Here is a 13019-nt window from a genome sequence, read left to right on the forward strand (position 1 = left end):
TCTTATTATGAAGAAAATTTTTAATTATTTCCTGCAGGGCCTGTTGTACATTGCCCCTATTGGAATCACCGCCTACATCATCTATGTGATTTTCAAATTTGCGGATGATTTGCTCAACGGCATTATCAATGAGTATCTGGGGATTGATATTCCCGGACTGGGCTTTGTGGTTATTTTCTTTTTCCTGGTTCTTGTGGGTATTGTAGGTAAAAGCATCATTGCCCAACCCATTAAAATGTTGTTTAACAAGGTCATTGAAAGGGCCCCCTTTCTGAAGTTTATATACTCCGCCTTGAACGACCTTTTTTCTGCCTTCGTTGGTAAGGACAGAAAGTTCACCAAGCCGGTCATTGTCCTGGTCAATCCCATTTCCAATCTGGAGAAACTGGGTTTTATGACCGAAGAAGATCTGAGTAAATTGGATGAAATAGATAAGGTGGCCGTCTATTTTCCGCATTCTTACAACTTTTCAGGAGAGTTGTTCATTGTCCCCAAGACCCAGGTCCGGTCCATTGATATGAATCCGGCCGAGGTCATGAAGTTCATTGTTTCAGGTGGTATTTCAGGGATTTAATTGACCTTTTGTGGACGATACAGGAGGGGGCGATTTTTAATTATTTGTAAGCCAGGTGTATGTGTTTAGTTTCTTTGCTAGGCTGGACTTTATGGGAGGAATTGTTTATATTTTAACCCCACTGCTTAAAATATTTAGCCCTATGAACGAGCCATGAGCATTCTTCTCACAAAGGGGCCTGATTGTCTCAGCGAGTTCCATATGGCCATTGAAGACTAAACTATAATCCTATGAAACGAGCCATGAGAGAATAGCTCTCATAAAGGGGCCTGATTATCCCGGCGAGTTCCATACGACAATTAAAAATCAAATTATATACGTATGAAATACATCTTTTTTTTACTCCTACTCGTGGCCTTGAGTGGCCCGGTTTACAGTCAGATAAGTCTGGATGTATCGGCCGGACTGGCCAGTCAGAGTTACAACGAGGTTAAGATTCCCAACGAAGTGGGGACTGCTTTTGATTTGTATAAGGATTTTAAATCCAGGGACCTGTTATCAACTATAGCTTAAAGCTCGGTTATCGTTTCAAAGAAAAAAATCATTTGTTTGTATTGTATGCCCCACTGAGTGTCAATTATGAGGGCGCTGCACCTTTTGACATCCGATTTGAAAACACCACCTTTCTTCAGGGGCAAAATGTGGACGCCCGTTATCAATTCAACAGTTATAGGGTGACCTATCGGCGAGATGTATATACCTCTGATAAATGGCTGCTGGGTGTTGGCTTTACAGCCAAAATACGGGATGCGGAAATCCGATTAAAAACAGCCGATAACAGTGATAAAAAGGTGGATGTGGCTTTGTGCCCTTGTTGAATTTGCATGCTGAATACGCTTTCAATAGCTGGTCGGCCTATTTTGAAGGGGACGGTCTGGCCGGTGGTCCGGGAAGAGCTTTTGACCTTTATCTGGGAGGCAAAATACCACTCAATGATTATCTGAAAATAAAGGCGGCCTACCGCCTGCTGGAAGGAGGCGCAGATGTCGCCTCTGTTTACAATTTCACCATGGTGCATTTTGCCACTTTGGGAATAATTATTCACTTTTAATCCACTTTCGAAATGAATAATAAAGTAGAAGATATCCAGATGGAGGAAGTGCCGGATAAAAGACCCTTGCTTTTTGGACTGGGTTTTGGCATTCTGTTTGGTTTTTTACTGCACAAAGGCGGTGCCACCAAATACGATGTGATTGTGGGGCAGCTCTTGCTGACCGATTTTACCGTTCTGAAAATCATGCTTTCAGCTGTCGTGAACGGCATGATTGGCATTTATTTCATGAAGCCGATGGGCTGGATCCAGCTGTCGCTCAAGAAGGGCTCTGTAGGCAAGAACGTATTGGGCGCCTTTATATTCGGTTTTGGTTTTGCCGTGCTGAGTTACTGTCCGGGAACCATCTAGTTTTAAACACCAACAGATTCAACAATAGTAGCTTCGATGTCATTGAAACTTGTTGGTTTTCTGAAGTATTTATGAAGGAGATTATCATCCAGTGCCTGAGCTATTCTGTCGCAAATGCCATAGCCTGTATAGATGAAAAAGACCAGATTTGGAAACTCTTTTTTGGCTGCCTCAATAAATTCGAGGCCATCCATCACCGGCATTCGCATGTCGCTTACAACTACCGTAATGCCCGATTCCTTACGAAGAATTTCCAACCCTTCAAATCCTGAAAGGGCCGTATGGATTGTAAAGCGATTCCTCAATCCCAATTCAAAAACCTTTAGATTGATAGGTTCATCGTCCACGTAAAGAACTGAAATATTGTTCGCCATTTGAAAACTGCTTTTTAGATAATTCCTGCAAATATAAATAAGATGTTTAAGAAAGCGGCAGAGTTATTACGATTTGCGTACCCTTACCTGACTCTGACCGGATATCCAATTTTCCCCCATAGCCGTTTATGATATTCTGTGTGATGGAAAGGCCCAGGCCTGTTCCATCATCCGGATCTTTGGTTGTGAAGAAAGGATCGGTAACTCTGGAAATAATTTTTTCATCAATGCCACAACCGGTATCCTCAATATTCAGGTTGAAGGAAGAATCATTGATCTTTGTACGAATGGTGATCCGGCCTTCGTGCCTGATCGACTGAATGGCATTCGTTAAAATGTTGATGATGACCTGATGCATTTCTGCTTCGTTGCATTTTATTCGGAATTCACCTTCGTAATAATCCCGCTCTACCTTAATTCTGTTATCGAGCTGACTCGATAGTATGAGCAAGCAGTTCTCTATAATGTTATGTATGTTGCAGTTTTGGGTTTTGGTATTTCCTTTTTGTGTGTAATGGTCGAGACTCCTTACAATTTTTGCTGCTCTTTCCACACCTGTATTCATCATTTCCAAAAGGGGGCTGACCTCCTGACTATGCTCTTTCAGATTTTCTTTTGTATAGTTGTTCAAGGCGGCAATTCCGCCATTAATAAAATTTAGCGGGTTATTTATTTCATGGGCAATTCCGGCAGCCAGCACACCCAGAGAGGCCATTTTTTCGATGGTAATTAACCGACTTTGAGTGCTTTGTAAGGTGTTCAGGGTAGCCTCCAACTCTTCCCGCTGGGCGTGCAGCTCCTCGTTGGCCGCCGAAAGCTCTTCATTGATGGCCTGCAATTCCTCGGTGCGCTCCACCACAAGGGCTTCAAGATGGTTGCGGTATTTTTCAAGTTGCTCTTCAGCCTTCTTGCGTTCTGTAATATCGCGCATGGTATCCATGAGATATCTGGGGGCACCTGAAGCATCATGGATTATGGTCACATTGAATTCTGCCGTGAAAGTTGTTCCGTCCAACCTACGCACCTCAGCTTCAAGAGCGTCGAAGGAGCCCGCTTGTAGAATTTCCGGCATGATAGCGTTGACTTTGTCAACGCTTTCTGGCGTGAGATGACCAAAAGCATTTTGACCAACCAGATCGCCAGACGCCTTTGCGCCTAACATTTTGGCCTTTTTGCTGTTTAAGAAGATCATCTGACCGCTGAGATCCATGAGCGAAATGCCATCCTGGGAGGTTTCCACGAGTGTCCGGTAGCGCTCTTCGCTGTCCTTAATTCTTTGTTCCATCAACACCCGATCCGAAATGTCCCTGACCACTGCAAGCACCCGTCCTTCTCCGCCAATTTCTGTCTTTTTAAGCGATATCTCTGTATGGAATAATTCGCCATTTATGCGCCTCGACTGCCATTGGAAAACCTGGGCCTCCTTGATCGCTTTACCAATAAGCATGTCGGTCTTTTCTTGTGTTTCCGGATCGTTTTTGGCGCTGAGGTCTTTTACCAATGCATGGAGGGCTTCCTCTTTATTTGAAAAACCATACATCTTAAGCATGGCATCGTTTACATCTAAAATTTGTCCATCAGAAATATGGTGAATGAATATGGCTTCGTTGGTTGAATTGAAAATTTCCCTGTAACTTCTTTCGTTTTGAGAAATAATTTGGTTTTGGTGCTTAAGTTCCCGAATAAACCCAGAAAATGAGAAGAAGAATTTGTGGGTTATAAACAGAACGATCAATCCAACGGTTGTAATATGGATCGCATTAATTATCCATGGATAGAATTTAAGCAGGTAAATATTAGGATCGTAACTTTCTGGTAATGATATTGTTTGGTTGCTGTGCAGAAGTCCGATAACTATAAACCCGAGGATGCCAATAGTGTAAATCAGTAAACTCCTTTTTAAGGTGAGGTAGATGATGGAAAACAGGGGTACCAGAACCAGATAAATTCTTGTAGAAGATAAGAGGCCATAAAAGAAGGCATCAGACAGAGATAGAAAAAAAATTAAGGAAACAAGCAGGTAGGCCTTTATGCTAATGTGGAAATGCTTTCTGCGGATGGTGACCAACAAAAGGACAAGAAGCGCCAAAGCTTCAAACGCAATGGATAAATTGAAACCCGTAGTGGTCACGCGTGAAAGCAGAGCAGAGATAAATGCCAGACTTCCAATAACCGATGCTACTATTATTGAAGTGTTTAGTACCTGGTTTTTGATGTCTTCAAGGCTATATGTTTCGGGTGTTTTATTCATTAATACAGGAAATGTTGGTTTGAACTTGACAGTTTAAGAAAGAATATACACCAGAAATAATTCACTTGCAACTTTTTTTGTAAAGAGGCTCTTTCATTTTTTTATTGACAGCCTCCAGATCTTTTTTTTGTATTGTTGACAATGGCTTATTAATTAAAAATCTTATCGACCATCAGGGGGGCTTTAAGATGGCTTTAGTGGATAAAAAGAGATATATTTATTAGATTGTTGTAGAACATTTCATGCTAATTAGAAAAAATATTCACCCATGAATAATCAAAAACTGGTTGTAATAGGCGGTGATGCTGCCGGGATGTCAGCAGCATCTAAAGTCAGACGGGCGCAGCCTGAACGTGAAATTGTTGTGTTTGAGCAGGGAAATCACACGTCTTACTCTGCCTGTGGAATGCCCTATTATATCGGTGGACTGGTAGAATCTGAAGATGAGCTGATTGCCCGAAAACCTGAGGTTTTCAGGCAGAAACAAAACATGGACGTACGTATACGTCACGAGGTGATGGAAATTGACGTGCAAAATAAGCGCGTAAGGGTCAGGAATCTGGACGAAGGAAATGAATTTTGGGAGACCTGGGATGATTTACTGATAGCCACAGGCGCTTCACCAATAGCCCCCAAAATGGAGGGGATCAATGCCGATGGTGTCTTTACGCTTTCATTGCTGCAAAGTGGGATCGATGTATTTGACTTTATTGAGAAGGCAAAACCGGCCAAAGCGGTGGTGGTTGGCGGAGGCTACATCGGGATAGAGATGGCCGAAGCCTTTATCGAACGCTCCATAGAGGTTTCGCTGATCGACATGGCCCCGCAAATGATGACCACCCTCGATCCGGATATGGCTGACCTGATTTTAGACTATATGAAGGAGCAGCAAGTGGCGGTCTTTCTGGAAGAGAAATTGGTAAAGATTGAAACAAAGGCCGATGGCAGCGTAAAATCGGTCACCACGGATAAGCAAAGCCTTCCCGCCGATATCGTCATTTTGGGCATGGGGGTGAAGCCCAATTCGGAACTGGCCGCCAAGGCAGGCATAAAATTGGGTGCCAATGATGCCATTGGCGTCAACAAGCGCCTTGAAACCTCTGCACCCCATGTCTGGGCAGCAGGCGACTGTGCCGAATCCTTTCACCTGGTTACCCAAAAACAGGTACACATTGCCCTGGGCACTGTGGCCAACAAGCACGGTCTGGCGGCAGGCATCAATATCAGCGGCGGTAACACGGAGTTTCCGGGCGTTTTGGGAACCGCCATCACCAAATTCAAAGAGATGGAGATTTCGCGCACGGGTTTATCCGAAAAAGAAGCCAAAGCATTGAAAATGGACTACCAGGCGGAGACCATCACCTCTGTTTCACCGTCCGGCTACTATCCCGGGGCTGAGAAAATCACCGTGAAACTGGTAGTTGATAAACAAAGTAAGCGCTTAATTGGTGGACAAATAGTGGGATTCAAAGGCTCTGCCAAGCGCATTGATACCATTGCCACCGCCATCACTGCCGGACTAACCGCCCAACAGGTGGTTGATCTTGACCTGGCCTATGCTCCGCCCTTTTCTACTGTTTGGGACCCGGTACAAATGGCTGCCCGGCAATTGGTTTAATTGATCTTGTGACATTCGATAAATAAATGTTTAGTCACGAAAGAAATTTGATGAAATAGAATTCAAAGAGGATGTTGTCCTGGAGCCAAGTTCACTGAGCGAGTATACCTTTACGCCAAGCCGATGATTACAGCCTTTTGCATTGGCAGTTCAAGCAACTGAGCAAGAAAGTGAAAAAACAGGTGGCGAAATATCATCCGTAGAAATAATATCCTTTGAGATAGAAAATAGTTAACTTTGTAAAATGACAAGAATGATGCAAGACATATTAAAACTAAGTGTTTCAGAGCGTATATTAATGGTAGAAGCCATTTGGGACAGTATTGCAGAAAACGATGAAAAGCTTGAATTAACCGATGAAGTAAAAGAGCTTTTAGATGATCGAATTGAAGCACATAAAAACAATCCAAGTGAAGGCTCCAGTTGGACTGATGTAAAGGCAAGAATTAAAAATCAGTTCTAATGTATAAACTTATCATCAAGCCATTTGCTGAAGAAGATGCAAAAGATGCAGCAAATTGGTACAATGAAAAAAGAGAAGGTTTAGGGAATGAATTTTTACTTGCTTTAGAAGCTGCTTTATAGGCCTGAAAAAGGCTTATACTGTTCGTTTTCCTTACGGAATATTTTTCACAGTTGAAGAAGATACCATATATGTTTTGGCCATCGTTCATACAAGCAGAAGTCCAAAAGTCTGGAAGAAAAGGAAATAACCCATGCAAAATCTTGATGATTTATATTGGAACAGATAATGAAAAATGAAAGACTCCTAGACAGAGTTCAGTTTACAGTCTCCCCACAAACCTCCACGTCCCACAGCAAAAAAAATCATTTCAACCAACGCTCAAAATTATGCCTGTTGATCACTTCAAAAGAGGCATTGGGATAATTGTTTTGCCACTGGGAAGGGATTTTGACTTTGGATTCATTCCATTTAAATTCATAACCAAATAGTGAGCCACCCCGTTCTTCAACCCAATCGATTTCTTGTTGCTCATATGTCCTCCAAAAATAGTTGTTGGATGACAGTCTTTTGTATTCCTGATATTTCAGTCGTTCACTGATCATGTAGTTTTCCCAAAGAGCACCAATGTCATTACGGGATTCAATGGGATTAAAATTGGCGATAACGGCATTTCTTATGCCATTGTCCAGAAAATACCATCTGGCATTTTTAGTTATTTCTTTTCTTAAATTCCTGCTATATCCTTCAACCTTATGAAGTATAAAAACCTTGCTTAATAAATCCAGGTATTTTTCTACTGTATTCTTACTTATTCCTAATTGATTACCTAATTCCTGAAGGGAAACTTCGCCACCAATTTGGAAGGCTATCAAGCGTAACAGGTTGAATATTTTTTGGGAATTCCTGATGTGCTCATATACCAGAATGTCTTTTAGTAAGTATGAACTTACCATCTCATTCAAATAATCGATTTTATCCTCTTTATCAGGTATATGGAGCAATTCCGGATAATTACCAAAGATCATTCTCTCCCTTATCTTATCAACTTTAGAGATGCTATTTTCGATTTGACTATACTCATTTTCAGACAGGGCAAATAAATTGAATGAATATTTCCGGCCTGTTAAGGGTTCTCCGGCATCCTTGTAAATATCAAATGAGGATGATCCTGAAATGATAATTTTTAATCCTTCAATCTCATCAACCATCAGTTTTAGTTTCAAGCCAATTTCAGGTATCTTCTGTGCTTCATCAATATAGAGAAGCTTATAAGAACCTAAAATCTGCCTGTAATTTTCGACGCTCCTGATAGCAAGCTTGTCATGCACATTAATATCCTCACCGTTTAATGTGAGTACAGGCTCTTCAATTCGTTCAAGTATTTCTTTAACGAGTACGGTTTTCCCAACCCTGCGTGCACCAAAAACTATTACAACCTTGTTTGGTTGTAATTTCTTTATAATGTTTTTCGAAATGTCCCTGACTAAATATTCCATAATTGCGTCATGTGTTTGACGCAATTTATAATTAATTGTTTATAATAGCAAATTTGATCAAGAAAATAGAAAGCCATTTTGTGCAAAACAAAAGCCCTTTCATTTCCGCTTCCCGGCCCACTATTTGATCAGCATGGTAGGGAGATACAGTCAATCAAATAATCCAACACTAAAACCAACTTCGCAGCAAGTGGTTGAACTTGACCTGGCCTACGGACCGCCCTTTTTCTCTGTTTGGGACTCGGTGCAAATGGTTGCACGGTATTTGGTTTAAATATGTCGCTGGAATAAGGTAATTGATTTTTTTTAAGTCTGAACCTGACTCGCCACATTGACATAAATTAACATTTATTAAATAATTTTACCCCCCCCCCCTGGATTTGGATATTGTATTTATTGTTAATATGTTTGTAAAAGTGTTTCGTACTTTTAAATATTGAAAATTACCCTAACCCCCAATGAGAGTAATATTTAAACATACTTTAACCATATTCCAAGTACTCTTGATCGCTGCCATGCTTTCTACTTCATTCATGGCAACTCAAGGTTTCTTCAATGACTTGGTAACTTCCAAACAGTATGGCCTCGAAATAATATCTCTATTATCAGGTGTCCTGTTTGTTGCCGTTTTATTATTTCAGAGAGAGGTTATCGTCACAAAAACAGATTTATTGGTACTTCTTTTTGCTGCATGGTATGTAATAAGTGAACTTATTACCAGTGGTAACTTTTCTTCAATTAGGCTCATCCTGTTTGAATTGTTTTTGTGGGGATTGGTTTATATGATTGTCAGACAATTTTCTGGAAATTCTGTATTTGTGTGGGGGGTAGCCATTGTTTGGATGGCAGTAGTATTTCTGCAGTCTGGTTTGGGTTTGATGCAATTGTACGGATTGGAAAGGTCGTATCATGGACTGTTTAGAATTACCGGGACCTTTCACAACCCCGGCCCATTTTCAGGTTTTGTGGTGAGCACTTTGCCATTGGCGTTGGGAGTGATTTGTTTCATTGATGTTCGCAGGGAAGTCATGGACAGTAATAGAGACATATTTTTGAAATGGTTGAATGTCGATATTCCGTTCTTTTTTATTTTTAGATATTTAATCTTAACCTTGGCCTGGATAACCCTTGTTTCCATCCTCTTGGTACTTCCTCCGGCTCAATCGCGGGCAGCTTGGATAGCAGGCATTGCCGGTTGCTTATATGTACTTACCGGCCACCCTGCGCTGTTGGCTTTTAAGAAGAATTTGATAAAGAAGTTTTTATCTTTTAGAAAGTCTCTAAGAGTCCTGCTAATAATCGTCATCATGTTACCCTTACTGACTGGAGGTTTTGGCCTCTATGGAATGAAAAAAGGCTCAGCTGATGGACGTTTGCTCATATGGCAGGTAACCAGCCAGCTCATAAAGCAAAACCCTGTAACTGGTCACGGAACAGGCGCTTTCAAATCCCTATATATGGACGAGCAGGCCAACTGGTTCGCATCCGGCAAAGGCACAGAAGCACAAGCTATGGTTGCCGGCAGCCCCGAAGCCCCTTTTAATGAGCCACTCAAGCTCTGGCTTGAAAAAGGCCTTATTGCGATATTATTAGCGGGAGGGTTTCTTTATCTTATTTTCGTTACCAAAAGTAAAGCAGCAACCCCAAGCCATAAACTACACCGGATTCTGAAAGGCGCACTAATATCCATAATCGTTTTTAGTCTGTTTTCTTATCCCTTTGACATCAGTTCATTTCTCCTTCAATTAGTTATTATTGTTGCATTGTTGGCCGAATTCAACAAGCCTTTGTTTCAGATGTCAGGCAAAAAAGTTCTGTTTTTCACTTTGCCCTTTGCTATAGTATTAATTGTAGCAACTACCAATTATATCCCACAACGGAAAGCTCATTATCAGGCCATGCAAACTTGGCAAGAGGCCGACAGGTTCTATAGTTATCGAAGTTATAATATTGCAGTGGAAGCTTATGAAGAGGTTTTTTCTATATTAAAAACTGACGGTCTGTTTCTTCAAATGTATGGCAAAGCTCTCAATATGAACGAGCAATACCAAAGAAGCAATAAAATTCTGGCCATGGCACAACAACGCTATTGTAGCCAAATAATACAAAACACGCTTGGCGAGAATCACAAAGTTCTGGGCAATTATCCCGCAGCCGAAGCTGCATATATCAATAGCTCTCAGATGATACCGTCATCACTATTACCAAAATACTTGTTGGCCAAACTTTACGCCGAAAGCGGCCAAGAAGATAAAGCCAAACAAACCGCCGAAGAAATCCTCAACAGCCCGGTAAAAGTTGAGTCTTCTGCGACTAGGGAAATAATGAATGAAATGGAAATGTTAATATCACAGAGAAAATAGAGTAATCGGGGAGACAAAGAGTTTTTTGATTAGCTCAGCATCTAAACCATGCTCCCCGTTTAAAAATTGGGAAAAGAAGAGGAAGCCAAACGCCGACCAAGCACCCGCTTCCTCTTCCGACTCCCTCCAAACTTAAAAAAGAAAGGAGGTTAACATGACGTAAAGGTAATGAATTTCGAACACACGGTGTTTCATATACACGTGGTTTCGAAAAATGAACCTGCAAGGTAGTTCTACATTTTGTTTCACAGTTAGTTTAACATTTTCATAAATGTAAACAACTTAAATTTAAATCATTAATCTTGATAAATATGAAGAAGAAGTTATTTTTTGCGATAGCAACTGGTTTTTTCGCAGTAGCCACGATGTTTAACATCAATATGGTACACACTAATAGAACCAGCGATGTGTCCTTGGAGAGTATTGCGGTGATGGCTCGTGCAAATGGAGGGGAAACGAGAAAAATTACTTGTAGTTTTCCTTGGAATGACATTTGTTTTAGTGGACAAACTTCCGAGGGTTATGTGACATGGGATGGTACAAAAACCTCTGATACCTATGAGTAAGGTTGATGAGTATTAAGTGGTATTTGTAGGGCTCAAATACATTAGAGCCCTACTTTTTAAAAATTTAAAAATGGAAGGTTAAAACATAATACATGAAAAAAATAATTTTACTCATATTTGCCTTGTTGGTATTGTTATCGTGTAAAAAAACACAAAGCCAGGTGTTTAATGAAAGTGAAAAAAAACTACCTGCCTTTAATTCGCAGGGCGAATTAATATTTGAGGTTATACGAGAGTATCTAGGACCTTATCCAAGAGCAATACACCTAATGGACTCCCTTTTAGTATTACACCACGAAAGGCCAGTTGAGTATTGGATAAGTATTTTTAATACAAATGGAAAGCATAAAAAGTCTCTTTACAGAAAAGGCCGGGGACCTGAAGAATTTGTCGGCGTATCTTCATCTGGTTTTGTAGATGGGAAGTTTTGGATGTATGATTTTCAAAATAATATAATCGTAATTATTCCTGATTTATTTAGCAACCCATTATCGATGTTTAAATATGATGTTGAAATTCCAGGTCTGGTTATTAAGCTTATTGATGAATCTTCTTTTGTAGTTCTTGGATTTGGAACCGGAACGCGTAGTCGGTTCGATAGGTACAATTTTAAAGAAAATAAAGTTACAACGGGATACGGAGATATTAACACATTAAAGAATTTTATTAGAATAACATCGGGCGAACATAATTATCCGCTAATGATGGAAAAGACTACTTTTAGTAGTTTTTTTTCGGTTAAGCCGGATAGAACCAAACTTGTTGCCGCATATTATTATTTTGACGCTTTAGAAATATATAATGCAACTGGTGAGTTAAAAGTGTGTTTGCGCGGGCCAACAGATAAATATCCAAAACTTGAAGTGTATCACGAAGGTAGTGGCTCTGGTAAAATAACCCCTCGTAACACAAAAGTAGGATATGGTCAAGTTGTAAGTACAGATAATTATATATATGCACTTTATTCCGGTCAAAATATTTTTGAACATGGATTCAGTGCAAAGAATCTATTTGTATTTGATTGGAACGGTAACCCTATAAAAAAGTTTAAATTGAGCCATCCAATAGAAACATTTTGCGTTGATGAAAAGAACAATATAATTTATTCCTTAACCAGTGATACAGGTCAATTGGTTAAAGTGAATTTTGATTTGGAATAGAAATTTTTCTGACTTAGTGCAGTTTAGTATTATATATATCCAGTTGGCTAGAAACAAAGTTATGCATGGTCAATTCTTTGTTAATCAACATGTAGTAGGTTTAATATGAGGGATAGCCTTACGGCGATTCGTGCCACAGGTAACTATTTCATTGACAAAGTTTGGACTTATAGTCAATTAAATTAAATTATTCAACACTTAAACCAAATGAAAAAAATCCCATTTTTCGTTATTTTTATAATACTGTCCTACTCCTGTTCCCAAACCTCCCAAACAGAAAAGGAGTTGGCGGAGGTCCTTGGCACAAGACTCAACATTGAGATGTTCGATACCATCCAGTATCGGGATTCGCTTATCTCGATGGAACAGTTACGAAAAAAACATTCACATCTTTCGGTAGTATATTTGCAGGATAATTGCACCCCCTGCTATCCAAAATATGTGGAGTGGCACCAAAAAATGGAGGAGATAGATGATTTTTCGAGGCATACTGTACTGTTTGTAATTCAAACATTTGAATATGAGTATTTCAAGAGAAATGTAATGAAATTAGAAGAAGAAATTGATGAAAAATATTACATCATCATCGACCCCAAACAGGAATTCTTTATCAGCAACAAAGACCTTCCCAACTGGATTATGAATAGTTCAATGCTCATAGATTCCGAAAACAAAATAAAAATGGTGGGTTCACCTTGGATAAATGAAGATATGGCGAATCTGTTTCATGAAATTATATCTCAATAAAA

The 13019-nt window shown here is 40.0% G+C and carries 15 protein-coding genes; 12 read left to right on the forward strand and 3 right to left on the reverse strand.

Annotation, left to right across the window (positions count from 1 at the left end):
* Positions 1-7 precede the first annotated feature (7 nt).
* From JCM15548_RS12335 to JCM15548_RS12345, 5 genes are all read left to right on the forward strand, one after another.
* The gene (locus JCM15548_RS12335) at positions 8-574 is read left to right on the forward strand and encodes a DUF502 domain-containing protein (protein WP_062125768.1); all 567 of its coding nucleotides are present in this window, start codon (positions 8-10) and stop codon (positions 572-574) included.
* A 321-nt stretch (positions 575-895) separates the two neighbouring features.
* A complete protein-coding gene (locus JCM15548_RS24015; protein ID WP_227625765.1) occupies positions 896-1087 on the forward strand; it encodes a hypothetical protein in 192 nt (63 codons plus the stop codon).
* Positions 1088-1119: 32 nt separating this feature from the next.
* Positions 1120-1392 carry a hypothetical protein gene (locus JCM15548_RS24020; protein WP_227625766.1) on the forward strand — a complete coding sequence of 91 codons (273 nt, stop codon included), beginning with the start codon at positions 1120-1122 and terminating at the stop codon, positions 1390-1392.
* Positions 1380-1625 (forward strand): hypothetical protein, encoded by a 246-nt coding sequence (locus tag JCM15548_RS24025; RefSeq protein WP_227625767.1) that lies wholly within the window; start codon positions 1380-1382, stop codon positions 1623-1625. The genes JCM15548_RS24020 and JCM15548_RS24025 overlap by 13 nt, the downstream gene beginning before the upstream one ends.
* Before the next feature lie 12 nt (positions 1626-1637).
* Positions 1638-1976 carry a YeeE/YedE thiosulfate transporter family protein gene (locus JCM15548_RS12345; RefSeq protein ID WP_062125770.1) on the forward strand — a complete coding sequence of 113 codons (339 nt, stop codon included), beginning with the start codon at positions 1638-1640 and terminating at the stop codon, positions 1974-1976.
* 2 nt (positions 1977-1978) lie between these two features.
* Here the strand turns inward: JCM15548_RS12345 and JCM15548_RS12350 are convergent, their stop codons facing one another.
* Positions 1979-2350: a response regulator gene (locus tag JCM15548_RS12350; RefSeq protein ID WP_062125772.1), complete on the reverse strand. Its 372-nt coding sequence runs from the start codon at positions 2348-2350 to the stop codon at positions 1979-1981.
* Positions 2351-2396: 46 nt separating this feature from the next.
* On the reverse strand, positions 2397-4601 hold the full coding sequence (locus JCM15548_RS12355) for a PAS domain-containing sensor histidine kinase (RefSeq protein ID WP_062125774.1): 2205 nt from the start codon (positions 4599-4601) through the stop codon (positions 2397-2399).
* Positions 4602-4869: 268 nt separating this feature from the next.
* Between JCM15548_RS12355 and JCM15548_RS12360 the strand changes: the two genes are divergently transcribed.
* The 3 genes from JCM15548_RS12360 (at position 4870) to JCM15548_RS25560 (ending at position 6804) form a co-directional block, all read left to right on the forward strand.
* Positions 4870-6219, forward strand: coding sequence for a CoA-disulfide reductase (locus JCM15548_RS12360; protein ID WP_062125777.1), 1350 nt, complete (start codon positions 4870-4872; stop codon positions 6217-6219).
* A gap of 253 nt (positions 6220-6472) precedes the next feature.
* A complete protein-coding gene (locus JCM15548_RS12365) occupies positions 6473-6682 on the forward strand; it encodes an addiction module protein (protein WP_227625768.1) in 210 nt (69 codons plus the stop codon).
* Entirely contained in the window at positions 6682-6804 is a 123-nt protein-coding gene (locus tag JCM15548_RS25560; protein WP_262487041.1) for a hypothetical protein, read from the forward strand. The genes JCM15548_RS12365 and JCM15548_RS25560 overlap by 1 nt, the downstream gene beginning before the upstream one ends.
* Positions 6805-7047: 243 nt before the next feature.
* Here the strand turns inward: JCM15548_RS25560 and JCM15548_RS12370 are convergent, their stop codons facing one another.
* Complete coding sequence (locus JCM15548_RS12370; protein WP_062125783.1) at positions 7048-8181, reverse strand: ATP-binding protein; 1134 nt, start codon at positions 8179-8181, stop codon at positions 7048-7050.
* Positions 8182-8639: 458 nt separating this feature from the next.
* Between JCM15548_RS12370 and JCM15548_RS12375 the strand changes: the two genes are divergently transcribed.
* The 4 genes from JCM15548_RS12375 to JCM15548_RS12390 all read left to right on the forward strand — a co-directional run bounded on the left by JCM15548_RS12375 (position 8640) and on the right by JCM15548_RS12390 (position 13017).
* On the forward strand, positions 8640-10544 hold the full coding sequence (locus JCM15548_RS12375) for an O-antigen ligase family protein (protein ID WP_062125786.1): 1905 nt from the start codon (positions 8640-8642) through the stop codon (positions 10542-10544).
* Positions 10545-10855: 311 nt separating this feature from the next.
* Positions 10856-11110 (forward strand): hypothetical protein, encoded by a 255-nt coding sequence (locus JCM15548_RS12380; RefSeq protein WP_062125789.1) that lies wholly within the window; start codon positions 10856-10858, stop codon positions 11108-11110.
* Positions 11111-11202: 92 nt separating this feature from the next.
* On the forward strand, positions 11203-12270 hold the full coding sequence (locus JCM15548_RS12385; RefSeq protein WP_062125792.1) for a BF3164 family lipoprotein: 1068 nt from the start codon (positions 11203-11205) through the stop codon (positions 12268-12270).
* Between the two features lie 207 nt (positions 12271-12477).
* The gene (locus JCM15548_RS12390) at positions 12478-13017 is read left to right on the forward strand and encodes a hypothetical protein (RefSeq protein WP_062125795.1); all 540 of its coding nucleotides are present in this window, start codon (positions 12478-12480) and stop codon (positions 13015-13017) included.
* Positions 13018-13019: the final 2 nt, after the last annotated feature.

The organism is Geofilum rubicundum JCM 15548 (assembly GCF_000974365.1).
Taxonomy (GTDB): domain Bacteria; phylum Bacteroidota; class Bacteroidia; order Bacteroidales; family Marinilabiliaceae; genus Geofilum; species Geofilum rubicundum.

Bases quoted from the DNA above. Each gene is read 5' to 3' on its own strand.
- JCM15548_RS12335 (WP_062125768.1), top strand. From the start codon at position 8: ATGAAGAAAATTTTTAATTATTTCCTGCAGGGCCTGTTGTACATTGCC.
- JCM15548_RS24015 (WP_227625765.1), top strand. From the start codon at position 896: ATGAAATACATCTTTTTTTTACTCCTACTCGTGGCCTTGAGTGGCCCG.
- JCM15548_RS12345 (WP_062125770.1), top strand. From the start codon at position 1,638: ATGAATAATAAAGTAGAAGATATCCAGATGGAGGAAGTGCCGGATAAA.
- JCM15548_RS12350 (WP_062125772.1), bottom strand. From the start codon at position 2,350: ATGGCGAACAATATTTCAGTTCTTTACGTGGACGATGAACCTATCAAT.
- JCM15548_RS12355 (WP_062125774.1), bottom strand. From the start codon at position 4,601: ATGAATAAAACACCCGAAACATATAGCCTTGAAGACATCAAAAACCAG.
- JCM15548_RS12360 (WP_062125777.1), top strand. From the start codon at position 4,870: ATGAATAATCAAAAACTGGTTGTAATAGGCGGTGATGCTGCCGGGATG.
- JCM15548_RS12365 (WP_227625768.1), top strand. From the start codon at position 6,473: ATGATGCAAGACATATTAAAACTAAGTGTTTCAGAGCGTATATTAATG.
- JCM15548_RS25560 (WP_262487041.1), top strand. From the start codon at position 6,682: ATGTATAAACTTATCATCAAGCCATTTGCTGAAGAAGATGCAAAAGAT.
- JCM15548_RS12370 (WP_062125783.1), bottom strand. From the start codon at position 8,181: ATGGAATATTTAGTCAGGGACATTTCGAAAAACATTATAAAGAAATTA.
- JCM15548_RS12375 (WP_062125786.1), top strand. From the start codon at position 8,640: ATGAGAGTAATATTTAAACATACTTTAACCATATTCCAAGTACTCTTG.
- JCM15548_RS12380 (WP_062125789.1), top strand. From the start codon at position 10,856: ATGAAGAAGAAGTTATTTTTTGCGATAGCAACTGGTTTTTTCGCAGTA.
- JCM15548_RS12385 (WP_062125792.1), top strand. From the start codon at position 11,203: ATGAAAAAAATAATTTTACTCATATTTGCCTTGTTGGTATTGTTATCG.
- JCM15548_RS12390 (WP_062125795.1), top strand. From the start codon at position 12,478: ATGAAAAAAATCCCATTTTTCGTTATTTTTATAATACTGTCCTACTCC.